The sequence below is a fragment of the Xanthomonas sp. WHRI 7065 genome, from assembly GCF_040203115.2.
Lineage (GTDB): Bacteria > Pseudomonadota > Gammaproteobacteria > Xanthomonadales > Xanthomonadaceae > Xanthomonas > Xanthomonas arboricola.
The window spans coordinates 1382536-1409329 of the sequence record NZ_CP168194.1; the positions used below are offsets into that span (position 1 = coordinate 1382536).

17 protein-coding genes are annotated in these 26794 nt (G+C 67.8%); 9 read left to right on the plus strand and 8 right to left on the minus strand.

The annotated features are described in order from the left end of the window. The first annotated feature begins 53 nt into the window (after nucleotides 1–53). A complete protein-coding gene (locus ABQY64_RS06020) occupies nucleotides 54–761 on the plus strand; it encodes a DUF429 domain-containing protein (protein ID WP_349779204.1) in 708 nt (235 codons plus the stop codon). Nucleotide 762: 1 nt separating this feature from the next. On the opposite strand, the gene ABQY64_RS06025 is transcribed toward ABQY64_RS06020, so the two are convergent. Beyond that, nucleotides 763–3117 (minus strand): GH92 family glycosyl hydrolase, encoded by a 2355-nt coding sequence (locus ABQY64_RS06025; RefSeq protein WP_349779203.1) that lies wholly within the window; start codon nucleotides 3115–3117, stop codon nucleotides 763–765. Nucleotides 3118–3428: 311 nt separating this feature from the next. Here ABQY64_RS06025 and ABQY64_RS06030 point away from each other — a divergent pair, with 311 nt between their 5' ends. From ABQY64_RS06030 to ABQY64_RS06040, 3 genes are all read left to right on the plus strand, one after another. Further along, nucleotides 3429–4058 (plus strand): alpha-ketoglutarate-dependent dioxygenase AlkB, encoded by a 630-nt coding sequence (locus ABQY64_RS06030; protein ID WP_104570261.1) that lies wholly within the window; start codon nucleotides 3429–3431, stop codon nucleotides 4056–4058. 430 nt (nucleotides 4059–4488) lie between these two features. After that, the gene (locus tag ABQY64_RS06035; protein ID WP_104624201.1) at nucleotides 4489–6198 is read left to right on the plus strand and encodes an FAD-dependent oxidoreductase; all 1710 of its coding nucleotides are present in this window, start codon (nucleotides 4489–4491) and stop codon (nucleotides 6196–6198) included. Further along, nucleotides 6195–6500: a UBP-type zinc finger domain-containing protein gene (locus ABQY64_RS06040; protein ID WP_016904212.1), complete on the plus strand. Its 306-nt coding sequence runs from the start codon at nucleotides 6195–6197 to the stop codon at nucleotides 6498–6500. Before ABQY64_RS06035 ends, ABQY64_RS06040 begins: the two co-directional genes overlap by 4 nt. Nucleotides 6501–6672: 172 nt before the next feature. On the opposite strand, the gene ABQY64_RS06045 is transcribed toward ABQY64_RS06040, so the two are convergent. Further along, on the minus strand, nucleotides 6673–7419 hold the full coding sequence (locus tag ABQY64_RS06045) for an EAL domain-containing protein (RefSeq protein WP_104590529.1): 747 nt from the start codon (nucleotides 7417–7419) through the stop codon (nucleotides 6673–6675). 148 nt (nucleotides 7420–7567) lie between these two features. Between ABQY64_RS06045 and ABQY64_RS06050 the strand changes: the two genes are divergently transcribed. Together ABQY64_RS06050 and ABQY64_RS06055 are read left to right on the plus strand one after the other, a co-directional pair. Next, complete coding sequence (locus tag ABQY64_RS06050) at nucleotides 7568–8206, plus strand: HD domain-containing protein (protein ID WP_349779202.1); 639 nt, start codon at nucleotides 7568–7570, stop codon at nucleotides 8204–8206. Nucleotides 8207–8850: 644 nt separating this feature from the next. After that, complete coding sequence (locus ABQY64_RS06055) at nucleotides 8851–11397, plus strand: excinuclease ABC subunit UvrA (RefSeq protein WP_349779201.1); 2547 nt, start codon at nucleotides 8851–8853, stop codon at nucleotides 11395–11397. A 509-nt stretch (nucleotides 11398–11906) separates the two neighbouring features. Here ABQY64_RS06055 and ABQY64_RS06060 read toward each other — a convergent pair. Then, complete coding sequence (locus ABQY64_RS06060; protein WP_349779200.1) at nucleotides 11907–14189, minus strand: glycoside hydrolase family 3 N-terminal domain-containing protein; 2283 nt, start codon at nucleotides 14187–14189, stop codon at nucleotides 11907–11909. A 173-nt stretch (nucleotides 14190–14362) separates the two neighbouring features. Between ABQY64_RS06060 and ABQY64_RS06065 the strand changes: the two genes are divergently transcribed. Beyond that, the gene (locus ABQY64_RS06065; protein ID WP_349779199.1) at nucleotides 14363–14863 is read left to right on the plus strand and encodes a YetF domain-containing protein; all 501 of its coding nucleotides are present in this window, start codon (nucleotides 14363–14365) and stop codon (nucleotides 14861–14863) included. An 82-nt stretch (nucleotides 14864–14945) separates the two neighbouring features. Here ABQY64_RS06065 and ABQY64_RS06070 read toward each other — a convergent pair whose 3' ends face one another. The 5 genes from ABQY64_RS06070 to ABQY64_RS06090 are packed head-to-tail and all read right to left on the minus strand — an operon-like array spanning nucleotide 14946 to nucleotide 22669. After that, on the minus strand, nucleotides 14946–16106 hold the full coding sequence (locus tag ABQY64_RS06070; protein ID WP_349779260.1) for an SGNH/GDSL hydrolase family protein: 1161 nt from the start codon (nucleotides 16104–16106) through the stop codon (nucleotides 14946–14948). Nucleotides 16107–16141: 35 nt separating this feature from the next. Next, nucleotides 16142–16894: an SDR family NAD(P)-dependent oxidoreductase gene (locus ABQY64_RS06075; protein ID WP_024938633.1), complete on the minus strand. Its 753-nt coding sequence runs from the start codon at nucleotides 16892–16894 to the stop codon at nucleotides 16142–16144. 50 nt (nucleotides 16895–16944) lie between these two features. Further along, nucleotides 16945–18240 carry an MFS transporter gene (locus ABQY64_RS06080; RefSeq protein WP_046341984.1) on the minus strand — a complete coding sequence of 432 codons (1296 nt, stop codon included), beginning with the start codon at nucleotides 18238–18240 and terminating at the stop codon, nucleotides 16945–16947. After that, nucleotides 18237–20480, minus strand: coding sequence for an oligoalginate lyase (locus ABQY64_RS06085; RefSeq protein WP_349779198.1), 2244 nt, complete (start codon nucleotides 20478–20480; stop codon nucleotides 18237–18239). Before ABQY64_RS06085 ends, ABQY64_RS06080 begins: the two co-directional genes overlap by 4 nt. Continuing rightward, nucleotides 20477–22669, minus strand: a complete 2193-nt coding sequence (locus ABQY64_RS06090) for a polysaccharide lyase 6 family protein (protein WP_243851865.1) — start codon at nucleotides 22667–22669, stop codon at nucleotides 20477–20479. Before ABQY64_RS06090 ends, ABQY64_RS06085 begins: the two co-directional genes overlap by 4 nt. Before the next feature lie 271 nt (nucleotides 22670–22940). On the opposite strand from ABQY64_RS06090, the gene ABQY64_RS06095 reads away from it, so the two are divergent. Both ABQY64_RS06095 and ABQY64_RS06100 read left to right on the plus strand, forming a co-directional pair. After that, nucleotides 22941–25817 (plus strand): TonB-dependent receptor, encoded by a 2877-nt coding sequence (locus tag ABQY64_RS06095; protein WP_374151359.1) that lies wholly within the window; start codon nucleotides 22941–22943, stop codon nucleotides 25815–25817. 61 nt (nucleotides 25818–25878) lie between these two features. Continuing rightward, complete coding sequence (locus tag ABQY64_RS06100) at nucleotides 25879–26622, plus strand: FadR/GntR family transcriptional regulator (protein ID WP_024938638.1); 744 nt, start codon at nucleotides 25879–25881, stop codon at nucleotides 26620–26622. The last annotated feature ends 172 nt before the right edge of the window (nucleotides 26623–26794 follow it).

A 26794-nucleotide genomic window follows, 5' to 3' on the forward strand; every position in this document is an offset into this window, starting at 1 on the left:
ATGGCGTGCGTGCTGCTGCGCCGTGCACGCAGGCCACGACCGGGAGGACCGCAATGCAGTGTGTAGGGATCGATGGCGCCGGCAGCGGCTGGCTGGCGGTGTGGCAGGCCGGCGATGGATTGCAGTTTGCCGGCTACCCCACGGTGGCCGCGGTGGCGAGCGCATTGGGGGACGTCGCTGTGCTGGGCGTGGACATTCCGATCGGTCTGAGCGAGCACGCGCCCCGCGCGGCGGATGTGCAGGCGCGGCGCTTTGTGGGTGGGCGCCGCGCATCCAGCATCTTTGCCGCGCCATTGCGCGGCATGCTGCATGCATCCACGCAGGTGGACGCCTCTGCGTTGCATCGGGTGCTGGACCACGACGGGCAGCGTGGCTTTGGCGTGCAGTCGTTTGCGCTGCTGTCGAAGATTCGTGCCTGGGACGATGCCTTGCGTGCCGATCTGGCGTGGGCGGAGCGCGTGTTCGAGGTGCACCCGGAAGTGTCGTTCGCCTTGCTCGCCGGCGGGCACGGCCTGGCGGCGGGCAAGAAGAGCAGTGCAGGCCACCAACAGCGCGCCGCCTTGCTGGGCCAGTGCTATGGCGCCAGGCAGGTGGCCGCGTTGCTGGAGCGCGTGCCCCGTGCGCTGGCCAAGCCGGACGATGTGCTCGATGCCCTGGTGGCCTGCTGGAGCGCGGAGCGCATTGCCGCAGGCACCGCCGGCAGCCTGCCGGCGGTGGTGGAACGCGACGCCTGCGGGCTACGCATGGGCATCCACTACTGACTCAGCGCGTCTGCGTCGACATCGAATACGGCCGCTGCGCCGGATCGGTGGCCCATTGCGTGTTCGGCGTGGCCTGCATGCGGAAGCGCAACTCGCCGCCGGCCTGGATTTCTTCGTGCGTGAGGTAGGCGCGGGTCAGCGGCTGGCCGTTGAGGGTGGCGCTGCCGATGTAGCTGCGCGCCTTGCTCAGGCCATCGGCGATCACGCTGAAGCGCTTGCCATTGGGCAGCTTGAGCGTGGCGCGCGGCAGGAACGGGCGGCCGATGATGTACTGGTTGCTGCCCGGTGCCACCGGATAAAAGCCCAGCGTGGTGAACACGTACCAGGCCGACATCTGGCCGAGATCGTCGTTGCCGGCCAGGCCCTCGGGGCCGGCGTGGTACTGGGTGTCCATGATCTGGGTCAGCCGCGCCTGGGTGCGCCAGGGCTGGCCGGCGTAGGCGTAGAGATAGGCGACATGGTGGCTGGGTTCGTTGCCGTGCGCGTACCAGCCGATCAGGCCGGTGATGTCTTCCATATGCGCGAACACCTTGGGGTCGACCTTGGCGTCGAACACCGCATCCAGGCGTGCGAGCAGTTTGTCGTCGCCGCCATGTGCGGCGGCAAGCCCGGCGACGTCCTGTGGCACATACCAGGAGTATTGCCAGGCATTGCCTTCGGTGTAGTCGCTGCCGTAGCCGCTAGTGGATGGATCGAATGGTTCGCGGAAGTTGCCGGCACGGGTGCGTGCACGCATGTAGCCTGTAGCGGGGTCGAAGGCGTGCTTCCAGTTGCCGGCGCGCTTGCTGAATTCTGCGGCGATGGCGGGCTTGCCGAGCTTGTCGGCCATGCGCGCGATGGTCCAGTCGTCGAAGGCGTATTCCAGCGTCTTGGACGCGGCTTCGCCTTCTTCGTCGATGGGCACGTAGCCCAGCTCTCGGTACTGCGCGATGCCGTCGTAGGGGCCGTAGTTGGCGCTGGCGACCATGGCATCGAGCGCTTCGTTGGCATCGAAGCCGCCGATGCCTTTCATGTAGGCGTCGGCAATCACCGGCACGGCGTGGTAGCCGATCATGCACCAGGTTTCCAGGCCGTGGAACGCCCAGACGGGCAGGATGCCGTAGGCGCTCTCGCGGCGTGAGGCGAGCAAGGAATTGACCATGTCGCTGCTGCGTTGCGGCGGCTGCACCAGGGTCAGCAGCGGATGCAGGGCGCGGTAGGTGTCCCAGAGCGAGAAGGTGGAGTAGTTGGTCCAGCCACGCGCCTGATGCACGGCATTGTCCGGCCCGCGGTACTGGCCATCGCTGTCCATGAACAGGGTGGGGCCGAGCAGGGTGTGATACAGCGCGGTGTAGAGCTGGGTGCGTTGTTGCGGCGTGCCTTGCGCGTCGATCGCCGACAGCGCCTGTGTCCATTGCGCGCGCGCATCGGCGCGCACGCGGTCGAAATCGAAGCCCGGCACCTCCGCGTCGAGATTGGCGATGGCGCCGGCCTCGCTGACCGGCGACAGCGCAACCTTGACCACCAGCGGCGTGCCATCGTTGGCGACGTCGAACACGCCGACCAGTTGCCGGCCCTCGATCTGTGCGCGCTGCGCGGGGTTCTTCTCGCCCGGCGGCGGAAAGCCCTTGTACGGGATGTCCTGCTCGGTGTCGTGCAATTGCGTGGCGGTGAGCGGGCGGGAGAAGCGCATGGCGAAGTACAGCTGGCGGCCGGGTGCCCAGCCGCGGGTTTCGCGAAAGCCGGTGACGGTGCCATCGCCGCGTACGCGCAGCCGCGACCACTGCACCTTGCCGGGGTAGTCGTACAGGCTGGTGCGCAGGTCCACCAGCACATGCGCCGGCGTGCCCTTGGGGAAGGTGTAGCGATGCACGCCCACCCGCGCACTGGCGGTGAGTTCGGCGCGGATGTTGCGGTCTTTCAAGGTCACCGCGTAATAGCCGGGTTGCGCCTGCTCGCTGGCATGGTCGAACTGCGCGGTGTAGCCGCTACCCGGTGTGGCGGCGTCGCCGCGTTCGAGTCTGACCTGGCCGGTCTGCGGCATCAGCAACACATCGCCCAGGTCCGAATGCCCGGAGCCGGAAAAGTGCGTGTGCGAAAAGCCGACAATCGTGGTGTCGCTATGCCGGTAACCGGCGGCCCAGCCATAGGCCTCCTTGCGCGGCTTGATCTGCGTGTCCGGGCTCAGCTGCACCATGCCAAACGGCACCGTGGCACCGGGATAGGTGTGGCCTTCACCACCGGTGCCGATCAAGGGGTCAACCGCGCTGAAACCCGCGTCGTCCCCACGTGGCGCCGCATTGCCGGCAAAGCTGACGCAGGCGGCAAGCAGCGCCAGCCAACGCAGGGGAGAGAAGGCGATTGAGCGATGCTGCATGCGAACGGTTCCAGGCGGATGCAGCGCCGGACCGTAGCACAGCTGTCGGGCCTGATCGCATGACACCCATGCCTGCATCGTTGAGCTCGCTAACCTGTGCGGGGGCGGGCGGCGGTGATGCGTGTGCCTGCCTTGGAGAGGTTGCCGGTGTCGTGCGCAGGAGACAGCGGATGCGCAGATCGGTCGCCTTTCTGCACGGAACGAGCGCAATGCCAGTAGCTGCGAGAGAGCATGCGAATGCGGGGCTTCGGCAGCGGGCAATCGCAACGGCAGGCTGCTGAAATCGTGCAAACCGTCCGCATATCACCCCGATGGATCTGTTCGATACTCCCACCGCGCCGGTGCAGCTGCTGCACGATACGCAGGGCGGCGTGCGCTACTGGCCGCAGCTGCTGGCGCCTGCCATGGCGCAGCAGTGCTTTGCCGCGTTGCGCCAGGCGACCGACTGGCGCAGCCAGCGCCGCGAGATGTACGACCGTGTGGTGGAGGTGCCGCGGCTGCTGGCCTCGTATCGGCTGGACGCACCGCTGCCGCCCGGGCTGCCGCTGCAGGCGCTGCTCGCTGCGGTGCAGGCGGTGTTGCCTGCGCCGTACAACGCGGTAGGCCTGAATCTGTATCGCGATGGCCGCGACAGCGTGGCGATGCATCACGACAAGCTGCAGACGTTGCTGGCGCCGCATCCGATCGCATTGGTGTCACTGGGTGCGACGCGGCGGATGCAGCTGCGCGCAAAGGACGGCAACACGCGTGCGATCGGTGTGGAGCTGGCGCCCGGTAGCCTGCTGGCGATGAGCCATGCCTCGCAACTGAGCCACGAGCACGGCATCGCCAAGACCGCGCGTGCGGTGGGCGAGCGCATCAGCGTGGTGTTTCGCGTGCGCCCGGCCGAGCGCATGGCCGCCGGCCAGCACGGGCCGCACTGGGAGGCGGTACAAGCGTAGCGTGGCTGACAAGGCGTGGTGTGGGTTCATCGGCGCGCTGCGGAGTAACCAGAGCAAACCGAGCAACAGCAACAGCAGCAACAGCAGCAACCGAAGCAACCGAAGCAACCGAAGCAATCGGAGCGTTCGAGTGCCGCGTACCGGCTGCGGGCCCAGTGCCGTGTTCGCTTGGCCGCCAGCGCAGTAGCTACGTCGGCCACCTTCTGCGCGTACGGTTGCGGCTGATTGTGCCGATCACCGCTGGTGAGCCTGCGGTACCGCTGGCAGCCGCGTGAGGTGTCTTGCCTGTGCAGACACCGCGCTGGTATGCACGCGCGTGCTGCTCGCGCATGCGCGCTCTGTTGCGCCCGGCTTGGCCCGTTCGGGTGATTGCCATCACCCTCACGGCTGGCCATGCTTGCATGTACTCCCCCCTCAGCGTCGCCACTCCATGTCCCTGGCCGATACCCGCCACCATCAGATGTTCCCCGAGCTGGACTCGGGCCAATTGGCGATCACGCGGCGGTTTGCCAGCGGGCCGGCGCAGCGTTTCGATGCGGGCGAGATCGTCTTCGACGTGGGCGATGCGCACGCGCCGGTGTGGGTGGTGCTGGAAGGCGCCATTGAAGTGGTGCGGCGCGACGGGTTGGGCAACGAAAAGCCGATCACCTTGCAGACGCCCGGCCAGTTCACCGGGGAGGTCAGCCAGCTGGCCGGGCGCGCCTCACTCGCCGGTGGACGTGCCGGGCCGCAGGGCTGCCTGGCGCTGCCGTTCGACACCGCGCATCTGCGCGCGTTGATGATCAGCTCGGCCGAAGTGGGCGAGGTGGTGATGCGTGCGTTGATCCTGCGCCGCGTCGGCCTGATCGAAGGCGATGCCTCCGGCTCGGTGTTGATCGGCGAGCCGGACGATCCGCATCTGACCCGTTTGCAGGGCTTTCTGACCCGCAACGGTTACCCGAACACGGTGATCGATGCCTCCGACGAGGAAGGCCGCGCGTTGGTGCAGCGCTTCGGCATCCAGGAGCAGGAACTGCCGGTGATGGTGTGCCCGAGCGGGCGGGTGCTGCGTCAGCCCAGCGATGCCGAAGCGGCGCATTGCCTGGGCATGACGCCGGACATCGACCCGGACAAGCGCTACGACGTGGCCATCGTCGGCGCCGGCCCGGCCGGTCTGGCGACGGCGGTGTATGCGGCCTCCGAAGGCCTGTCGGTGCTGGTGCTGGACCAGCGCGCCATCGGCGGCCAGGCCGGCGCCTCGGCGCGGATCGAAAACTATCTGGGCTTTCCCACCGGCATTTCCGGCCAGGCGCTGGCCGGGCGCGCCTATAACCAGGCGCTGAAATTCGGCGCCGAACTGGCGATTCCGATCGAGGCCGGCACGCTGGAATGCGGGCGCGACGATGGTGCGCTGAAGCTGGATCTGGCCGACGGCAAGCAGCTGCTGGCCAGCACAGTGGTGGTCGCCTCGGGGGCGCGTTACCGGCGTCCGGAGATCGACGGGCTGGAGCGTTTCGAAGGCCATGGCGTGTCGTACTGGGCCTCGCCGGTGGAAGCGCGGCTGTGCGAGGGCGGCGTGGTGGCGCTGGTGGGCGGCGGCAATTCCGCCGGCCAGGCCGTGGCGTTTCTGGCACCGCGGGTGAAGGAACTGCACCTGATCATTCGCGGCGAGGGGCTGGAATCGTCGATGTCGCAATATCTGATCGACCGCATCGCCGTGCTGCCGAATGTGCAGCTGCATACCGGCACCGAAGTGTCCGCGCTGGAAGGTGACCCGGAGCGCGGCCTGCAGGCGGCGGTATTGCGCACGCGCGCCGATGGCCAGACCACGCGGGTGGAATTGCGGCACCTGTTCCTGTTCGTCGGCGCCGACCCCAACACCGGCTGGCTGCAGCAGTGCGTGGAGACCGATGCGCGTGGCTTCGTCGTCACCGGCAACGCACGCGGCGATGGCGTGCCGGCCTGCCTGCCGCTGGAAACCAACCGCCCCGGCGTGTTCGCCATCGGCGATGTGCGGGCCGGCTCGGTCAAGCGCGTGGCCGCGGCGGTGGGCGAGGGCGCGGCGGTCGTCGCGCAGATTCATCAATACCTGGCACACCAGGCCAACCCGGTGCCGGCATCCGAACTTGTCAGTGCCTCACAGGAGTCCACCACCTCATGAGCGACCAGTGCACACATACCGCGCAGATCAGCGAGGTCACGCCCAGCGCACGTGGCTGCGAAGACTGCCTGGCCATCGATAGCACCTGGGTGCATCTGCGCCTGTGCCGCAGCTGCGGCCACGTGGGGTGCTGCGATGACTCGCCGCACAAACACGCAACGGCGCATTACCACGCCACAAGCCATCCCATCATCGAAGGCTACGACCCGCCCGAAGGCTGGGGCTGGTGCTATGTGGACGAGGTGGAAGTGGAGTTGCCGGACCAGACGCCGCAGCTGGGGCCGATACCGCGGTATGTGTGAGGCGGCGCGGTTGGTTGGCGGGGTGTGGATGGGGGCTGGGCGCCGCTGGGAATCGGGAATCGGGATTGGGGAATCGTAAAAGCGGCTTGCGTGCTGTTTGATTTGGTCGGGTGCGGATTTTGTGTGGAGCGATTGCACGTTTGCTGAGGGGGCAGTTCGCGCACGTGCGCGCTCACTCCGGCCAGTGCACCTGCGGTAGTTCGCCGATTGTTGGGCGGGCGAACAGATAGCCTTGCTGCAGGTGGATGCCCATGTCGCGCAGGGTGCGGTATTCGTCCGGGTGTTCGATGCCTTCGGCAATGACGGCGATGCCGAGTTCTTCGCACATGCGGGTGGCGTGGCGGACGATGGCCTGGCGGCTGCGGTCGGCGTCGATGCCGCGCACCAGGGCGATGTCCAGCTTGAGCAGGTCCGGCTGGAAATCGGCCAGCAGGCCAAGGCCGGAATAGCCGGCGCCGAAGTCGTCGATGGCGGTCTTCAGGCCGCGCGCCTGGTAGGTGCGCATGATGTCGAGCAGATGCGCCGGCTCGGCCAGGTGTTCCTGTTCGCTGACCTCGAAGATGATGGCGTCCAGCGGCCAGCCGTACTGCGCTGTGGCCGAGAGCGTGGCGCGCAGACAGTGTTCGGGGTTGTAGACCGCGTTGGGCATGAAGTTGATCGACAACAGGGCCGGCAGCGCGATCTGCGCGGCGCATTCGATCGCCTTGATGCGGCAGGCCTGGTCGAAGGCGTAGCGGTTGCGCTCATCCACGGCGGCCAGGATGCTGCCGGCCGATTCGCCGTTGACGCCGCGCACCAGCGCCTCGCCGGCATAGATGCTGCGGGTGGACACGTCCACGATCGGCTGGAACGCCATGGTGATGGCGGTGGGAAAGTCCTGGCCGTCGCGGCAGGCGTTGCAAACGGGGAGCGTGGGCATGGCTGAGCAATCGTGCGGCGTGGAGGTAGCCTAGCGGTATCGGCCGCAACAGCGCGTCATTGAGTCTGCACACGCATCCTCGCGCCATCCTCACCTGGGGCGTCACCGGGCTCGGCGATAATGCGCCATTCCCCGCATCGGACGCCCCATGACCACTCTCACCGAACGTTACGCCCTGGCCGTGGATTACGCGCGCATCGCCCATGCCGGGCAGGTGCGCAAGGGCACGCAGATTCCGTATCTGAGCCACTTGCTGGGCGTATCCACGCTGGTGCTGGAATGCGGCGGCGACGAAGAGCAGGCCATCGCCGGGCTGCTGCACGATGTGGTGGAAGACTGCGGCGGCGGTCACGAGGCCTCGATCCGCGCGCAGTTCGGCGATGCAGTGGCCGACATCGTGATGGCATGCACCGATGCCACCGCCGAAGACAAGGCCGAGGTGGACAACACCGCCAGCGCGCGCAAACGCGACTGGCGCGAGCGCAAGCTGGCCTACCTGGAGCACCTGCGCAACACGCCCGAGCGCGCCTTGCTGGTGTCCGGCTGCGACAAGCTCTATAACGCGCGCACCATTGTGCAGGACCTGGAAAACCCGGACGTGGGCCAGGACATCTTCAACGTGTTCACCGCCGGGCGCGCCGGCACGCTGTGGTACTACGGCGAGCTTGAAGAGATCTTCCGCACGCGTGGCGCGGCGACTGCATGGCTGTTCAGTGGCGTGGTGGCGCGCATGCAGGCGCTGGCGGAGACCGGCGAGCAGCCGGTGCCGGCGCACGCGCTGGGGTGATCGGGTTGTAGAGCGGCTGGATTGTGAGTTGGCTGCGGGGCCCTTGCCCACCCACCCTCGCAGGACACGCCGCAAGTACGTCCTTGTAGGCTCTTACGCGGCATCCATGCCGCGGAAGGTCCCGCGACGGTGGGCGGGCAAGGACCTGTCGAGATGGCTGGTGTGCGTGGTTTTCGATAAGGCAACCGACTGACTTTCTGGTGAGGTGTTCTCGCCGCGCTCTTGACGCTGTGGGTTTGCTGCAGGGCCCTTGCCCGCCCACCCTCGCAGGACACGCCGCAAGTACGTCCCTGTAGGCGCTTACGCGGCATCCATGCCGCGTAAGGTCCCGCGACGGTGGGCGGACAAGGACCAGTTGAGTTGGCCGGCGCGCATGGTTTTCAACAAAGCAGCCGGCAACTGTCTTGTGCGGTGTCCTCGCCGATTGCGGGACCGTGTGGCGGCATGGATGCCGCCATCGAGCCCGTGGGATGGTTTACGGCATAGCCCGCGAGCGGTGAGGGCGTTGCGCCTTCGACCGATGCATTCCAGGGCGATCAGCGAGTTGCTTGATTGAAGCGCCGCAGGATTCGCCGTCAACACTGACACCGGCTGTATGCGGCACGCGGTAGGCTGGCGCATTGTCGAATGTCGGTGTGTCACTCATGTCCAGCGCAGCGTCGTCTTCCTCCGGCCTGGTGCGCGTGCGCGGTGCGCGCGAGCACAACCTCAAGAACGTGGACGTGGACATCCCGCGCGATGCGCTGGTGGTGTTCACCGGTGTGTCCGGCTCGGGCAAGTCTTCGCTGGCGTTCGGTACCGTGTTTGCCGAAGCGCAGCGGCGTTACCTGGATTCGATCTCGCCGTATGCGCGGCGCCTGATCGACCAGGTCGGTGTGCCGGAAGTGGATTCCATCGAAGGCCTGCCGCCGGCGGTGGCCTTGCAGCAGGCGCGCGGCGCGCCGAGTGCGCGCTCGTCGGTGGGCAGCGTCACCACCATCTCCAACTCCCTGCGCATGCTGTATTCGCGTGCGGGCAGCTACCCGCCGGGGCAGGACATCATCTACGCCGACGGCTTTTCGCCCAATACCCCGGCCGGCGCCTGCCCCACCTGCCATGGCCTGGGGCGGATCTACGATGCGACCGAGGCGACCATGGTGCTGGATCCCACGCTGAGCATCCGCGATCGCGCGGTTGCCGCCTGGCCTGGTGCCTGGCATGGCCAGAACCAGCGCGACATCCTCACCACGCTGGGCCACGACGTCGACCTGCCGTGGCACAAGCTGCCGAAGAAGACCCGCGACTGGATCCTCTACACCGATGAGCAACCGGTGGTGCCGGTGTACGCCGGCTACAGCCTGGACGAGGCCCGGCGCGCGCTGCGCCGCAAGGAGGAGCCCAGCTACATGGGCACCTTCACCAGTGCGCGGCGCTACGTGCTGCACACCTTTGCCACCACGCAGAGCGCGCAGATGAAAAAGCGCGTGGCGCAGTACCTGGTCAGCACGCAGTGCCCGCAGTGCGACGGCAAGCGGCTTCGCCGCGAGGCGCTGTCGGTGACCTTCGCCGGCCTGGATATCGGCGAGCTGTCGCGGCGGCCGCTGGACGAGGTGGCCGACCTGCTGCGCCCGGCTGCGGAAGGTGCCGGTGGCAAGCGCAACGACAAGCGCAAGCAGGCCGACACGCATCCCGAGCAGGCGATTGCCGCGCAACGCATCGCCGCCGACCTGCGCGCGCGGATCGAGGTGGTGCAGGCGCTGGGCCTGGGTTATCTCAGCCTGGAGCGCAGCACGCCGACGCTGTCGCCGGGCGAGCTGCAACGGCTACGGCTGGCCACGCAGATTCGTTCGCAGTTGTTCGGCGTGGTGTATGTGATGGACGAGCCATCGGCGGGCCTGCACCCGGCCGATGCGCAGGCCTTGCTGGGTGCGCTGGATCAGCTCAAGGCCGCCGGCAATTCGGTATTCGTGGTCGAACACGAGGTGGATGTGATCCGCCACGCCGACTGGATCGTCGACGTCGGCCCGGCTGCCGGCGTGCACGGCGGGCAAGTGCTGTACAGCGGCCCGCCCGCGGGACTGGAGCAGGTGGAGGCCTCGTCCACGCGGCGTTACCTGTTCGGCACCCCGCCGCAGGTGCACAGCCATGCGCGTGCGGCCACCGGTTGGCTGCAGCTGCGCGGCATCACCCGCAACAATGTGCGCGAGCTGGATGTGGACCTGCCGCTGGGTGTGTTCACCACCGTGACCGGTGTGTCCGGCTCGGGTAAGTCGTCGCTGGTGAGCCAGGCATTGGTGGAACTGCTGGCCGCCCATCTCGGACAAACCCAGGCAGAGGAAGACGAAGCGCTGGACCCGCTGGAGCGCGGCACGCAGGTGCCGCTGGGTGGTGCGATCGTCGGCGGGCTAGACCAGGTGCGCCGCCTGGTGCGGGTGGACCAGAAACCGATCGGCCGCACGCCACGTTCAAACTTGGCCACCTACACCGGCCTGTTCGATCCGGTGCGCAAGTTGTTCGCCGCCACACCGGCCGCGCGCCGCCGCCGTTACGACCCGGGGCAGTTTTCGTTCAACGTCGCCAAGGGCCGTTGCGCCACCTGCGAGGGCGAGGGCTCGGTGCATGTGGAATTGCTGTTCATGCCCAGCGTGTACGCGCCATGCCCCAGCTGCCACGGCGCGCGCTACAACGCCAAGACCCTGGAGATTGCGCTGCGGGGTCACAACATCGCGCAGGTGTTGGCGATGACGGTGGACCAGGCCGCCAGCTTCTTTGCCGACGACGCCAGCGTGCTGCGCCCGTTGCAGGTGTTGCGCGAAGTGGGGCTGGGCTATCTGCGGCTCGGCCAGCCGGCCACCGAGCTGTCCGGCGGCGAGGCGCAGCGCATCAAGCTGGCCACCGAGCTGCAACGTGCGCAGCGGCGCGACACCGTGTACGTGCTGGACGAGCCGACCACCGGCCTGCATCCGGCCGACGTGGATACCTTGATGCGTCAGCTGCAAGGCCTGGTGGAGGCCGGCAATACGGTGATCGTGGTCGAGCACGACATGCGCGTGGCCGCCAGCAGCGACTGGGTGCTGGACATGGGCCCGGGCGCGGGCGGCGCGGGTGGCGCTGTCGTGGCGGCGGGTGCGCCGGAGGCGGTTGCGCGGCAGCGTGGCAGCCGCACTGCGCCGTTCCTTGCAGAGGTGTTGCGCGGAAATACGATCGGCTGACAAACCTTTGGAAGGTTGTAGCGATGGCGTCAGCATGTTGGCCAGACGCGCCTTCGATGACGAGTGAATCGATGTCGGCATGGCAGCGAGTTGCGCATCGAAGAACGCCGATCAGACCGCACTGCATCGCATCGCATTGCAGGGCACGGCATCACTGCTCCTGACCACGCACACCGACCAACCCGACGGGTTCTTGCCCGCCTACCGTCGCGGGACCTTACGCGGCATGGATGCCGCGTAAGAGCCTACACGGACGTACTTGCGGCGTGTCCTGCGATGGTAGGCTGGCAAGGACCCTGCAGCAAACCCGCAGATCGTCCGCTGTAAACCGAGGCAGACGCACCGTCCAATCTCTCAAGACCCAGTCCCCTCTCAAAACGACCGAGAGCGGGAGCGTCAGCGCAATGGTGATGTGTTCCCGAGCCAACCTGGGCGCGATGCCCTCTGCGTGAGCGAGACACGCCTCATATCCATCCCCTGAGCTGAGCCATTCCGATTGCCGCTGGCGCTCAGCCCATCAATTCAAAACTCGCAGACACGCCCTCGGCCTCTGCAGAGGGCGCTACCCAGAGATCGAATACGCCAGGCTCTACCGTCGGCTTCAACGCCTGGCCGATAAACAGCAGGTCCTCACGGCGCAGCACGAACTCCACCACCGCGCTGCCGCCCGCCGGCACCGCCAGCTTGCGGAAGTCCTTCAGCTCGCGCACCGGGCGGGTGATGCTGGCGCTGCGGTCGCGGATGTAGAGCTGCGCCACTTCCTCGGCATCGCGCGTGCCGCGGTTGTGGATGCGCGCGCTGATGCGCAGGCTGCCGGCCGCCGCCATGCGTGCATCGCTCAAGCGCAGCTCGCCGTATTCGATGCGGCCATAGGTCAGGCCGTGCCCGAACGGAAACAACGCGGCGTTGGGCGCGGTGCGGTAACGGGTCTTGAACGGTTGCAAGGCATCCGGGCGCGGGTCGGCACGGCCGCTGGGCTTATGCGCATAGCTATAGGGCACCTGCCCGGCGGTGTGCGGAAAACTCACCGGCAGGCGCCCGGACGGACCGTGCGCGCCGAACAGGATGTCCGCCAGCGCGGCGCCCGATGCCGAGCCCAGGAACCAGCCGACCAGGATCGCCGGCGCCTTGAGCACCGGGCCATCGATCACCAGCGCACGGCCGTTGCTGAGCACCACCACCACCGGCGTGCCGGTGGCTGCCACCGCAGCCAGCAGCGCTTGCTGCACGGCGGGAATGACGATCTCGCTGCGCGACTGCGCTTCGCCGGAGTAGCGCATCGGCTCGCCGATCGCCAGCACCGCCACATCCGCGGACGCCGCTGCGGTGACGGCCGCCTGCACGCCGCCGGGCAGGCCATGTTCGAAGTCGCAGCCTTCCACCACCTGCAGGCTGTCCGGGTTGCCCAGCCGCGCGCGCACTGCAGTGGCCAGGTCGTTGCCGCTGTCGTCGCCGCCGAACAGCGTCCACGGGCCGGCGCTGTCGGTCCAGTTGCGTGCCATCGGCCCGATCAGCGCGATGCGTTGCCCCTGCGTCTTCAGTGGCAGCAGCTCGCCATCGTTCTTGAGCAGAACGATGGATTTGCGCGCCACCTCGCGCGCCAGAGCCAGGCTGTCCGGGCGCCGCTGCCGCGCCTGCGCGCGTGCCGGCACGATGCGCAGGAACGGATTGTCGAACAATCCAAGCTCGGCCTTGAACTGCAGCACGCGCCGCACCGAGGCATCCAGCTGCGCCATCGTCACGTCGCCGGCGGCCACCAGCGCCGGCAGATGCTGCAGGTACAGCCCGCTCTGCATACTGATGTCCACACCGGCCAGGAACGCCAGCCTGGTCGCCTCGCGCGCATCGCTGGCAAACCCGTGCCCGATCAGTTCCAGATCGCCGGTGTAGTCGGACACTACCAGGCCGCGGTAGTCCCACTCGCCGCGCAATACCTCGCCCAGCAACCAGCGATTGGCGGTGGCAGGGATGCCGGCGATCTCGTTGAAGGCCACCATCGTGGTCACTGCGCCGGCATCGAAGGCAGCCTGGAACGGTGGGAAATAGACCTCGCGCAGGCTGCGCTCGGAGATGTCGACGGTGTTGTAGTCCAGCCCCGCCTCGGCGGCGCCATAGGCCGCGAAATGCTTGGGGCAGGCCGCAAGTGCATCGGCATGATCCAGGCCCTCGCCCTGGAAGCCGCGCACGCGGGCCTGCGCAAAACGCCGGCCGAGCAGCACGTCTTCGCCACTGCCTTCCACGCCGCGCCCCCAGCGCGCATCGCGCGCGATATCCACCATCGGCGCGAAGGTCCAGTCGATGCCGACCGCACTGGCCTCCAGTGCGGCCGCACGCGCGGTGCGTTGCGCCAGCGCCGGCTCGAAGCTGGCGGCCTCGGCCAGCGGCACCGGAAACACCGTGGTGAACCCGTGGATCACATCGGCGGCAAACAGCAGCGGAATCTGCAGGCGGCTCTGCAGCGCGGCCTGTTGCAGTTGCTGATGCCACAGCACATTGGAGCCATTGAAGATGCCGCCGACCCGCCCGGCACGCGCGGCAGCAAGCTGGCCCTCGGCCGTGGGCACGGTATTGATCGGATTGGCCGCCGCGGCCGCATCGGTCTGCTGCGCCGAACCGGACAGCGTCAGCTGGCCGGCCTTTTCCTCCACGCTCATGCGTGCGATCAACGCATCGATAAAGGCCGGCGCCGCGGCCGCACGGCGCGGCAGCGCAACTCCCACCGGCACTTGTGCCAACACCGCTGCCGAAGCAGTGCCCAGCAGCAACCCGCGACGCGTGATCCCTTTCCGCATGCCCGCCATCCCCGTCTGTCCAGGCCAGACGCTAACGGATCGCCAGCGAAAAGCCGTGATGCGCTGCACGATGGGTGCCGGGCGGGCGGTCTCGGCAACGATGGCGACAGCACAGCGCCTTCACCGTTTCCGCACTAGCGTGCGCCATCGATCAACGGCGGTCAGGACACACGATGCTGGACGTGGAAACACGCGTGCGCTTTTACGAAATGATGCACCTGGACATGCCGTGGTGGGAGTTCGTGCTGCGTGCGGTAGCGGTCTATACCGTGGTTCTGCTGCTGACGCGCATGACCGGCAAGCGCGCGCTGGGCCAATCCACGCCGTTCGACGTACTGCTCATCGTGCTGCTGGGAACCGCGGTGCAGAACTCGTTGATCGGCAAGGACGTCTCGCTGCTGGGCGGCATGATCCTGGCGGCCACCTTGCTGGTGTTGAACTGGCTGGTGGGCATGGCCACCGCGCGCAGCCGGCGGATCGATACCTGGGTGCAGGGCAGCCCGGCGCTGCTGGCGCGTGGCGGTGAGATCTACTGGAAGGAACTGGTCCGCCACAACGTCAGCTACGCCGATTTCGAAGTGGCAAAACGCAAGGCCGATTGCCGCGACGATGCCGATATCGACATGGCGATCCTGGAGACCTCCGGGGAGATCAGCATCCTGAAAAAGCGCTAGCGCGCCGGCAGGCCGGCGGGCATGCCGGCGGTGCCGCCGCAGCAGCGTGGCGCATGTGCGCCACGGCATGGCGACCGGCGGATCAGCGGGCCTTGCAGAACAACGACAGGTCCACCGACTCGGCCATGCGCTGGTAACCGGCATCGTTGGGATGCAGGAAGTCGCGGGTCAGCGCGGCGGGCAGCCACTCCGGCCTGGCCGGGTCGCGCAGTGCGGCGTCGAAGTCGATCACCGCATCGAATGCCTGCCCGTCGCGGATGAAGCCGTTGAGCGTCTGGCGCGTGGCTGCCGCCACCGGTTCGTAGCGGTCGGAGTTGCCGAACGGGGTCAGCGTGGCGCCGATCACGGCGATGCCGTGTTGCTGCAGCCGGGTCACGATCTGGCGATATCCCAGCACCATGTCGGCGGCATTGCGGCCGGCAATCGCATCCGGCGGACCGCTGTGTCGGATGTCGTTGATGCCTTCGAACAGGATCACCTGGTCCACGCCGGGCAGTGCCAGCACGTCGCGATCCAGCCGCGCCAGCGCGCTGGGGCTGCGGCCGTCGTCGAGCAGCTTGTTGCCGCTGATGCCGGCGTTGAGCACCACCACGCTGCCGGGGCAACGCTGCTCCAGCCGCCTGGCCAGCAGGGCCGGCCAATCGCCATTGGCGCCGCGTGTGGCGGTGGCGCCTTCGGTGATCGAATCGCCCAGCGCCACCACCACCGTCTGGCGTGGGTGCGGTGGTTGCACGTAAAGGGCGGAGATGACGTTCTGGCGATACGCCAACGCCTTGCTGTCCGGTACCTCGGCCTGGCCCTTGACCACCCGCACGGCCGTGCGGCGTACCGCCGGGCGCGCCGGCGTGGGGAAATACAGGCTGACCGCCACCTCGCCCAATGCCGGTGCACGCAATGGCACCGGGTCGCTGAGCAGCACGCCACCGGGTGGCACGGTCACGCTGGCGCGCCCGTCAAAGCGCAGTGGTTGCGCGCCGCCGCCGCCAAGCAGGCGCGCGGTGCCCGCAGCGATGGTCAGCGGTGCGGTGCCCAGCTCGTTGCTGATGCGCACGCGCAGAGCCACTGCCGCACTGCCCAGGCGCATGTCCTGGCGCACCGTTTCATCGGCAAATTGCAGCGGCGTGTCGGCACCGCCGTCGAGCCGGTCCGGCGTTGCCGAAGCGATCCAGGCCGGCACCCAGCGTGGTGCCGGGTGCGCCGTGGCCGGGCCTGCCAGCACCACACTCAGTGTCGCAGTCATCATCCATCGCCAGCGCATGCGCAGGACTCCTTTGTCGATCAGGAAAAGAACACGCCGCCGTTGACGTCCAGGTTGGCGCCATTGATGAAGCTGGCCGCATCCGATGCCAGGTACAACGCCGCATCGGCAGCTTCCTCCGGGCGGCCTTCGCGCCGTAACGGGGTGGCATTGGCGACGAAGGCACGCACTTCCGGCTTGGTGAAGTCGTCGTGGAAGCGGGTGGAGATCATGCCGCAGCACAATGCGTTGACGCGGATGCCGCGCGGGCCCAGTTCCTTGGCCATCGCACGCGAGAACGTCATCACCGCCGCCTTGGCGGTGGCGTAGATGGCCGCGCCCGGCCCGCCGCCATCGCGCCCGGCAAGCGAGGCGAAATTGACGATCGCGCCGCCTTCGCGCATATGCGGCGCCACCGCCTGGGTGGTCAGGTAGACCGATTTGAGGTTGAGGTCCATCACCTGATGGAAGAAGGCCTCGTCGATGTCGGCCAGTGGCTTGCGCGCCAGCATGCCGCCGGCCACGTTGATCAGCACGTCGATGTGCTGGCCGAAGGCGGTGCGCGTGGCGGTCAGCAGGCCGGCCACGGCGGTGGCATCGGTAACGTCGGCGCGGTGCAGGATGCCCTGGCCGCCGGCGGCCTGCAGCTGTGCCAGGGTGTCGCGCGCGCTGGCGTCGTCGTTGGCGTAGTTGATGCAGACCTTGGCGCCGGCCGCGGCCAGCTTGAGCGAGATGGCGCGGCCGATATCGCGGCCACCGCCGGTGACGATGGCGACCTTGTCGTGGAAGTGCATGCGGGTGTGTCCTGTTGGTGTGGGGAAAGCGGGGTAGGCAGCGGGCACGCTCAGGTGCCTGCTGCGTCGAGTCGGTGGATGCGGCCGGTGACCAGCCACAGCGCGGCCAGCGAGGCCGGCACCAGCGCGGCGACCAGAATGAACATCGGTGCGTACGAGGTTGCGGTCATCACCGGAACCAGCCAGGTGGTGATCAAGGTGCCGGCCACCGCGGCCATGCCGCCGATGCCGGCCAGCGAGCCGACCGATTTGCCGGCGAACAGGTCGCCGGGCAGGGTCTGGATATTGCCGATGGCGATCTGGAAGCCGAACAGCACGGCGGCAATCGTCAGCACTGCCATGCGCGGGTCGGCGGCCTGCACGGCGCCCAGCAGCGCCGGCGCCATGATCGCTCCGCCCAGGGTGATGGTCCATTTGCGCGCGCGGTCCACGCTCCAGCCGGCCGCGATCAGGCGCCCGGACAGCCAGCCGCCGCACAGGCTGCCCAGCATCGCGCCTACGAACGGCACCCAGGCGAATGCGCCGATCTGCTTGATGTCGAAGTGGAAGGTCTCGGCCAGGTAGATCGGCAGCCACGACACGAACAGCCACCAGATCGGGTCCAGGAAGAACCGTGCCAGCACGATCCCCCAGCTTTGCCGGTGCGACATCAGCTGGCGCAGCGTGGGCAGGTAGGCCGGCGGCGGCGCGCTGCCGGCGTCGGGCGCATCCAGGATCAACGCACGTTCGGCCGCGTCGACCCAGGGATGCCGGTCCGGCCCGGCGCGGTAGATCACCAGCCATGGCAGCAACCACAGCATGCCAAGCACGCCGATCAGCACGAACGTGCCCTTCCAGCCGAACGACAGAAACAGCAGCGCGATCAGCGGCGCCGAAACGATCGCGCCGATGGAGGCGCCGGCATTGAAGATGCCCTGTGCCAACGCACGCTCGCGCGCGGGAAACCACTCCGCATTGGCCTTGACCGCGCCCGGCCAGGCGCCGGCTTCGCTGATGCCCAGCAGCGCGCGCACCACCGAGAACGCCATGATGGAGTGCGTGACCGCATGCAGCGCGATGGAGAGCGACCACACCGCGATGGACAGGGCAAAGCCGAGCCGGGTGCCGATGATGTCGAACAGCCGCCCGAACACGAACTGCCCGGCGGCATAGAACAGCATGAAGATGGTGACCAGCAGCGCGTAGTCTTCCTTGGTGGCGCCGATGTCGCGCGAGATCGCCGGCCACATCACCGCCAACGCGTTGCGGTCGATGTAGTTGATCACCGTGGCCACCGCGATCAGCGCCACGATCAGCCAGCGCACCGCCGAGCGCTTGCCTGCGGGGCGCGTGCGGGCGGTGCTCATTGCGCACCTGCAGTGCGATCGAAGCGCGCGTAGCCGCCGCGCCAGTTGTAGCGCTGACCGGCAGCCTGCACCTGGTGGCTGCGTTGTGCATCGGCGTCGTCGGCCACCGCCAGCGCGATGCGCTGGCCGCCGACCAGGGTGAGCACGATCACCTCGGCATCGTCGCCGCGTACGCGCTCGATGGCGCGGATGCGGCTGTTGGCGCCGCGCACGTATTCGGCGGTGCCGTTGTATTCGCCATGCGGTTCCAGCACGCCGAAGAAGCTGACGTTGGCCTGCCCATCGACGCGCTGGATCAGCGCCGGTTCGCGGCGCAGGTTGAAGTTCGGGTCGTTGGCTCCGCTCTCCACCAGCAGGGCACGCGCCGGCGCGCTGCTGCCGAAGCGGTAGCTGTAGAAGCGGCCGGCGAGCAGCCAGCTCAGGCTGCGCGTGTCGGTGCTGGCGTCGCTGGAGGCGTCCACCCACAGGTGCTGATAGCCGTTGGCCTTGCCCAGCACCGGGCGTTGCGTCAGTGCGCGCTCTGCGGTGAAGCCGACCTGCATGATCTGCCCGTTGAAGTGCAGCGGCAGGTCGTAACGTGCCGGAGCGCTGGCGTTGACGCGCAGCAGGTCGACCACCACCGGCAGGGGCAGCTGCGGGTGCGACAGCAGCGCCTGGGTGCGGGTGAAGCTGACCCCGTCGTAGGCCTGCTGCATGCGCGCCGACACGATCTGGGTGTCGGCAGTGCTGGCGAACAGCAGCTGCGTCGGCGCGTGTTGCTCGCCCACCTTCCAGTCGCCATTGAAGTGGCTGGTCTCGTTCACCACCAGCGTGTTGTGCGCAACGGTCTGCTTGGCCCAGCTGGTGTTCTCCGGCAGATAGATGCCGCCGGCCTTGGCTTCCACATTCAGGAAACGCACCGCGCCGTAGTCGGTGACCACGCGCTGGCCGTTGTCGTAGAACAGCCAGTTCAACTTGTCGAAGTGGCCGTGGCCCATGCCTTGCGAGGTGTTCTTCATCACCAGCGTCTGGCCGTCTTCGCCGCCGCTGCGCAGGATCGCCAGCGCGCCCTGGTCGCCCCGTGCGCCATCGCGCAGCAACACGCTGCCGAAGGCGAACGGTTGGGCGCGGCCTTGCGCGAGCGCGGTGGCCACGGCCAGGCCTTCGGGGGTGAGCAGCACGCGGCGCTGGCGTTGCGCGATGGACAGCAGCTGCGCATCGTGGGTCTGCGCGTAGGCGATGCCGATGCCGGCGACCAGTTCTTCGGTGTCCAGGCCCTTGTCGAGGATGGCGTCGTTGATCGGGAAGAAATAACCGCCGTAGCTGCTCTGCACCAGGCTGTTTACGGCCTTGAGCAGCACGCCGTCGCGGCGCTGGAAGATGTGCTGCTGCGGCTGGTTGCGCTCGATCGCATTGGCAAACAGCACGAACGGCGCCAGGGCATAGCGTTGGTAGTACGGGCCTTCGGCGTAGTAGCCGTCCGGCGAGAACAGCTGGTCCACCTGCGCCAGGAAGCCGGCCTTGCCATCGCGCCTGCTGCCGCGCAGTGCCTTGTCCACCAGTGCCTGATCGCGCAGCACATAACCGGTCATGCCGACCGCGGCCACTGCCCAGGTGGCGTGGTTGTGGATCTTGTCGAAGTTGTCGGCGCTTTCGTCGCACAGGAACTGCGCCACGCGCGCGAACACGTCGCGGTCGATGGTGGCGCGGTCCTGCGCGCTGAGCGTGTCGCGGATGGCGTCGTAGCCCTGGCTTGCGTAGACCAGCCACACCGAGTCGTTCAAGGACTGCCAGAACAGCCGCCCCGGCACCTGGCCGCGCCCGGCCGGGTGTGCGCCCAGCGTGGGATACAGGCGCGCGTAGGCCAGCAGCACGTCGCGCGCATAGTCGGCATAGGCGCGGTCGCCGGTGAGCCGGTACAGCGCGCCGGCGGCCTGGATGGCCTGGTAGTTGCGTTTGTGCTGCTCGTGGCTGGCGCCGCCGCCGGGATCGCTGGGCACCGGCACGTCCACCCCGGCCCGCATCGCCGCGCGCACGCTGGCTTCTGCGCGTGCCTGTTCGCGGGCGAACACCGGCAGCCTGGCGCCGGCGCTGGCCATCTCGCGCCATTGCTGGGCGGTGACCAGCACCGGCGCGGCGTCGGTGGCGCGCGGTTGCGGCTGCGCCGCTCGTTCGGCCGCGGGTGACGGGGCGGCGCTGCAGGGCAGGGCGCTGCCGGCGCCGACCAGGACCAGCAGCAACAGGCGGGTGGAACGGGTCATAGCAGGGGCTCCGCTGCGTCGGCGTGCAAGGCCGGAGTGCCGACGAACTGATTGCCGCTGGCGATGAGGTGAGGTGTGCCGGTGGTGTGCTGCGCCAGGATCGCGGCGCTGTCGGCGAAGCGGTTATTGCGCAGCGCAATGCGCTGCACGCCGTGCAGGCGCAGCGACGCACCTGCGTTGCGGCCGACCTGCGTGAAGTGCGAGTCGCTCACCTGCAGCACCGGGCCGAAGGTGCTTTCGTCGCGGCCGCCGCGATACAGGTCCAGCACCGGCCCGGCGACGCGGTGGAACTGCGACTGCTGCACCGTGACCTGTTCGACGTTGTAGGTGCCACGGTCGTCGGTCTCGGCGTGTGCGGACAACACCTTGCCGGAGACGTCCTCGACCAGCAGCCGGTCCAGCAGGATATGGTCGGCCAGGCTGCCCTTGCCGAGTGCGATCACGTCGAAGCCGGGTTGCGCGTCCAGATGATGCAGGTGCGTGTCGCGCAAGGTGAGCTGGTACTGCGCCACCGGGCTGCCCGGTGCGGTGCGGATCACCGCATTGCCCGGCTGCGCGGGTGCGGCGCGGCCATCGATCTCGAGCCGGGCCAGGTGGAGCGAGCCGCCGGGTGCGATCTGGAACAGCGCCGGCTGCGAAAAGCGGATGCGCGCGCGGCCGCGTTGCGGGCCTTCCAGCGTCAGCGGCCGGTCCACGTCGAGGATGTCATCGACCTGGTAGCGGCCTGCGTCCAGTTGCAGGCGATCGCCGGGGCCGGCCTGCGCCACGGCGTCGGTCAGGCTGGACTGCCCCGGCCGCACGCGGGTGCGGCGGCCGCTGTCGGCGACTGCCTGCGCTGCCTGCTTGGGGTACCAGCTCACGCCCACCTGTGTGCGCGCGATGTAGCTCAGCGCCGGGTCGGCGCCGACGCCAGTGGCGTTGTCGGCGACCAGCAAGCCGGTGCTGGCGCGGGTCATCGTCACCTGGCGGCTGTTGACGCCGCCGGGCAGGCGGGTGGAGGCCAGCGGGCTTTGCAGGTTGCTGGTGAAGGCAATGCCGGACAGATCGCCCAGCACGCGCACCGGGTCGCTGGCGGCCACGATCAGGTTGCCGGCAAAGCGGCTGTTGATCGGCGCGGCGGTGCGCTCGGCATCCATGCCGGCACCGAAGTACAACTGGTTGACGGTCACGAAGGTGTTGCGCTCGATGCGCGCCTGGTCCACCTGCACGTAGCGGTTGGCAGGCGAGTTGGGCACCCCGTACATGATGCTCAGCGCCGACGAATAGCCATCGCCGGCCAGGTTTTCCAGGTAGTTGTGGCGCACGGTCTGCTTGCGGTTGATCACGCGGATGCCGCCGGTGTTGGCCTTGCCGTCGCCGAAGAACACGTTGCGCTCGACCAGGTTGCCATCGCCATGCCGCAGCACCAACGCGCCGCGCGATTGCTTGAACACATTGCCACGGTAGGTGTTGCCGCCGGACTTGTTGGAGACCACCTCCACCTCGCCATCGCAGCCTTCGAACCAGTTGTTGTCCACCACCGAGTTGGAGGCGCTGTCGGCATCGCTGCTGGTGCCGATGCGTAGCGTTTCGCCGCCATTGGCGCCCAGGTTGGGGCGTGGCCCGAACCAGTTGTGGTCGATGCGATGGCGATTGTCCAGGCCCTGGGTGGCATCGCGCACCACCACCAGGGTGGGGCCGGCATTGGTCTTGCCGACCAGCTGGTTGTGGTCGAAGCGGTTGTCGCTGTCGTACAGCGCCACCCAGTTGTCCGAGTCGCTACGGGTGGGCTTGCTGAAGCCGTCCACCACCACGCCGGTGATGCGGCTGTGGCGCGCGCGTTCCTTGCTGGAGATGCGGTACGACAGCACCGCATCGCCCGGGCTATGGCCGTCGCGGAACACCAGGTCCGACACCACCAGGTAGGTGCCGGCCATGTGCAGGTCGGAGGTGCCGCTGATGATCACCTTGCCCGGCGTTTGCGCGGTGAGGGTGATCGGCTGCTCTGCAGTGCCTTGCCCGCGCAGCACGATGGCGAAATCCCGCCACTGCCCATCGGCCAGCACGATGCGATCGCCGGCACGCAGCGCGGCCGCCGCCACGGCGTACTCGCTCTGGTCGTGCACCAGGTACGAGGTGGCCTGGGCCGAGCCGACCCAGGCGGGCGCGCACAGCAGCAACAGGCAGGCAAGGGAGACGGGGGATCGCATCGGGATGCTCCTGGACGCTGGCGCGTCGGTGATGGCCGAGGGTAACAGTGCAAACTGGTTCGTCAACCAAAACGATAGTCCAGTTGGTCTGTATTGAAGCCCTTGATTGCCTCGATGTCATGCTGCAATTGCACAAAAAATTACCGATAACTGGCCTAGTCAGGTGGCTCGTTCGATAAATTGCAGAAATGGTTGACTTGGCATTGATCCGCGTGGAGTCTCCACCACGCTCGGTCTCGGGCGTCCTTTGGGAGGAGGAATTGTGCGGTATCTGAAACTAGTCCAATTACGTAGACCAATTATTCGGAATGCCCTGGCCCAGGCGCTGCTGACTGCCGTTGCACTGGCAAGCGCGCAGGCAGCCCTGGCCCAGCAAAGCGATGCCGCCCAGCAGGCACCGGAGCAAGCGCCCACCACGCTGGACCAGGTCAAGGTCACCGGCATCCGCAGCTCGATCCAGTCGTCCATCGACAGCAAGCGCGAGCAGACGGTGGTGGCCGACGTGCTGTCGGCCGAGGACATCGGCGACCTGCCGGCGCTGTCGATCGGCGAGGCGATCGAGACCATCACCGGTGCGGCCACGCACCGCGAAAAGGGCGGCGCGTCGGAGATCTCCATCCGTGGCCTGGGGCCGTTCCTGGGCTCGGCCACCTTTAACGGGCGCGAGGCCAGCAACGGCAGCGGCGACCGCTCGGTGAACTTCAACCAGTTCCCCTCCGAACTCATCAACACCGTGGCGATCTACAAGACCCAGCGCGCCGACTTCGTCGAAGGCGGCATCGCCGGCACGGTCAACATGCAGACCGTACGGCCGCTGGAATTCGGCAAGCGCCGCGTGCAACTGGACGGGCGGGCGACCTATGCCGATGGCGACAGCAAGTTGCGCAACGCCGATGGAGTGGGCTGGCGCGGCACCGTCAGCTACCTGGACCAGTTCGATCTGCGCGGGGCCGGCAAGCTGGGGGTCTCGCTCGGCCTGCAGCGGCTGGAAGGCACCAACCCGGAAGAGGTGATGAGCAGCAGCTCCACCTGGACGGCCTGCAACGCCAACGAGGTGGTGGGCGCCAGCCGCAACTGCACCGCCGTGACCCCGGCGCAGGTGCAGGCGGGGACGCCGTATTACATGGCGCCCGGCAGCCGCGTTTACCGCCAGATCAGCGAGCATGATCAACGCGACGCGGCCTTCGCCGCGCTGCAATGGCGGCCCTTCGACGGCCTGGAGGTGGCCCTGGATTATCAGGATTCGCAGCGCACCGTGACCGAAGACCGCGCCGAGCTGAACTTCTCCGAGACCCTGCGCAATCTCAACAACCGCCAGGTGGGCGACAACGGCGCCTTGCTCGGCCATACCGGCAGCAGCACGGTGGAATCCTCCACCGACTACAAGGTGCGCGACGAGCAGTACCGCGGTGGCGGGCTACGCGTGGAATGGCGCCCGAACGCGGCCTGGATGCTGTCCACCGACCTGTCGTATTCGCGCACCGAGCGCAGCGAGATCGACCGCCTGATGCGGCTGCGCTCCAATGCCACCGACATCAACGGCAACCGCGTGCCCGGGATCAACGGGCAACGCGTGGACTACACCTATACCTATGCCGGCGATGTGCCGGGGATCGTGGTCGATCCCGCGTTCGACCTGAACAATCCGGACAATTTCAGCGCCGCTGCGCGCGCGCGGCGCGACGAGTTGCGCCGCGAGCACACCATCCGGGCCTGGCGCTTCGATGGCGCCTTCACCCCGGAAAGCGGGCTGCTCACCTCCATCAAGGGCGGCGTGCGCCTGTCCGAGGCGACCTACCGTGACCTGGACGACCGCGTCGAGCGCAACGTCACCGATCCGGCCACGATCCGCGCCGCCAACCTGGCCTGCCGGCAACCGTTCCCGCAGGAGGATTTCCTTTCCAGTGCCAGCGGCAACACCATCCAGCAGTGGGCCACCTTCGACAGCCGCTGTCTGTTTGGCGCCATCACCGGCGTGGACGACACCGGCCGCAATGCCGACCCGCGCGGCACCGCCGACTCCGACGTGGAAGAAAAGACCCGCGCGTTGTATGTGATGGGCGAATTCGCCAGCACGCTGTTCGGGCTGCCGCTGGACGGCAACCTGGGCGTGCGCTGGGTGCGCACCGACGTCAGCTCGGTGGGGTTGCGCGGCGAGCTGGACGTAGTCGACAACCCCGACGGCACCATCCAGCTGGTGGAAACCGGGCGCTTCGCCGCGCAGACGGTGCGCGCGTCCAACCGCGTGTTCCTGCCCAGCTTCAACGCCAACATCGGCCTTACCGAGCAGACCCAGCTGCGCTTTGGGCTGTATCGGGCCATGGCGCGCCCGGATCTGGTGGCGCTGTCTGCCGGGCGCACCTTCATCCTGGAACCCGGGACCGAATTCACTACCGTCGGCGAGGCGATCGGCAGCATCACCGCCACCGGCAACCCGCGCACGCAGCCGCTGCTGTCGTCCAATGCGGACGTGTCGCTGGAGTGGTATCCCAATGCCGACTCCCTGCTCAGCGCCGCGGTGTACTACAAGCAGTTCACCGGTGGCGCGGTGCCCACGGTGGTGGACGAGCGCTTCGTCATCGACGGCACCGCGGTGGTGGTGCCAGTGGTGCAGGACGTCACCACCCGGCAAAAGAGCGATCTCACCGGGCTGGAGCTGACCGGCACCCACCGCTTCTCCTACCTGCCGGCGCCGTTCGACGGCCTGGGCGTCAAGCTGAGCTACAACTACGCCGATTCCAACTACAAGACCCAGGATCTGCGCCTGGGCGACCAGATCGACCCGGCAACCGGCCTGGTGAGCAGCGGCATCGTCGCGCCGGCCAATATCTTCGGCCTGTCGCGGCACGTGTTCTCCGGCCAGCTGTATTACGCCATCGGCGCGGTCGACCTGCAGGCCATCTACAAGTACCGCTCCGAGTATTTCCAGAAGTTCGTCGGCGCCCCGGCGCAGAACCGCTACGTGCGTGACAGCGGCACCCTGGACCTGCGTGCCAGCTACCGCGTCAATGCGCAGCTGTCGGTGTCGTTGGAGGCTTCCAACCTGACCAACGAGCCGCGGATCTCCGACATGCCGGTGCCCGGCAGCTTCCGTGAGTACAACACTTACGGGCGACGTTATTATTTGGGGGTGCGCTACCGGTTCTAGCGTCGCCCACCTGTCCGGCACCCGTGTGCCGGGCCGATCACCCTGAGGGTTTGAGTCGCCGATGTCCGAAAACCGCCTGTACCACTCCGTTGCCGCCAAGATCCGCGCGCTGATCGACACGGGCGAATTCCCGGTCGGCTCGCGCCTGCCGGGCGAGCGCGAGTTGGCCGAGCGCTTCGGCGTCAGTCGCGTCACCGTGCGCGAGGCCGAGATCGCGCTGGAGGCGCAGGGCCGCATCGTGATCAAGATCGGCTCGGGCGTGTACGTCAAGCCACGCCTGGCCTCGGACGAGGGCGCATTGCCGGATGTCAGCGCGTTCGAGCTGACTGCCGCGCGCGCGGTGATTGAGGCGGAGGCGGCCGCATTGGCCGCCAGCCACATCACCGATGCGGAGCTGGATGAGTTGAACGGCATGATCCAGGCGCTGTCCGCACCGGGGCTCAGCGATGCGGCCGCTGCCGACTACGACCGTGCCTTCCACCTGGCGATCGCGCGTATCAGCGGCAACCCGGTGGTGGCGCACTGCGTGCAGCTGATCTGGCGCATGCGCAACGAATTGCCGCGCGTACGCGAGGTGTATGCGCGGGTCTGCCACGACGACGGCGCCACCCGCGTGGACGAACACACCGCCATCCTGCAGGCCCTGCAGCAACGCGACCCGGTGGCGGCACGCACGGCCATGCGTAACCATTTCCAGCGCCTGTTCGAATCCATGCTGGAAGCGACCGAGAACGATGCACTGGCGGAGATCCGCCGCCGCACCCAGCAGGACCGCGCGCATTTTCTGGCAGCCACGCGCACCTGAGTGCATGTGAGGGATTGTTGGACGCGCTGCGTCGCCCGCCAGCGGCACTTTCGTACCGCTGACGCTGGATCCTCCGAAAGACACATCCACTAATCAGCTGGACGCGCCGTCTGCGCCGGTTCGGCGCCACCGACACGCGGCTGATCTGAGTGTCGCGCCTGCGGTTGCCGCG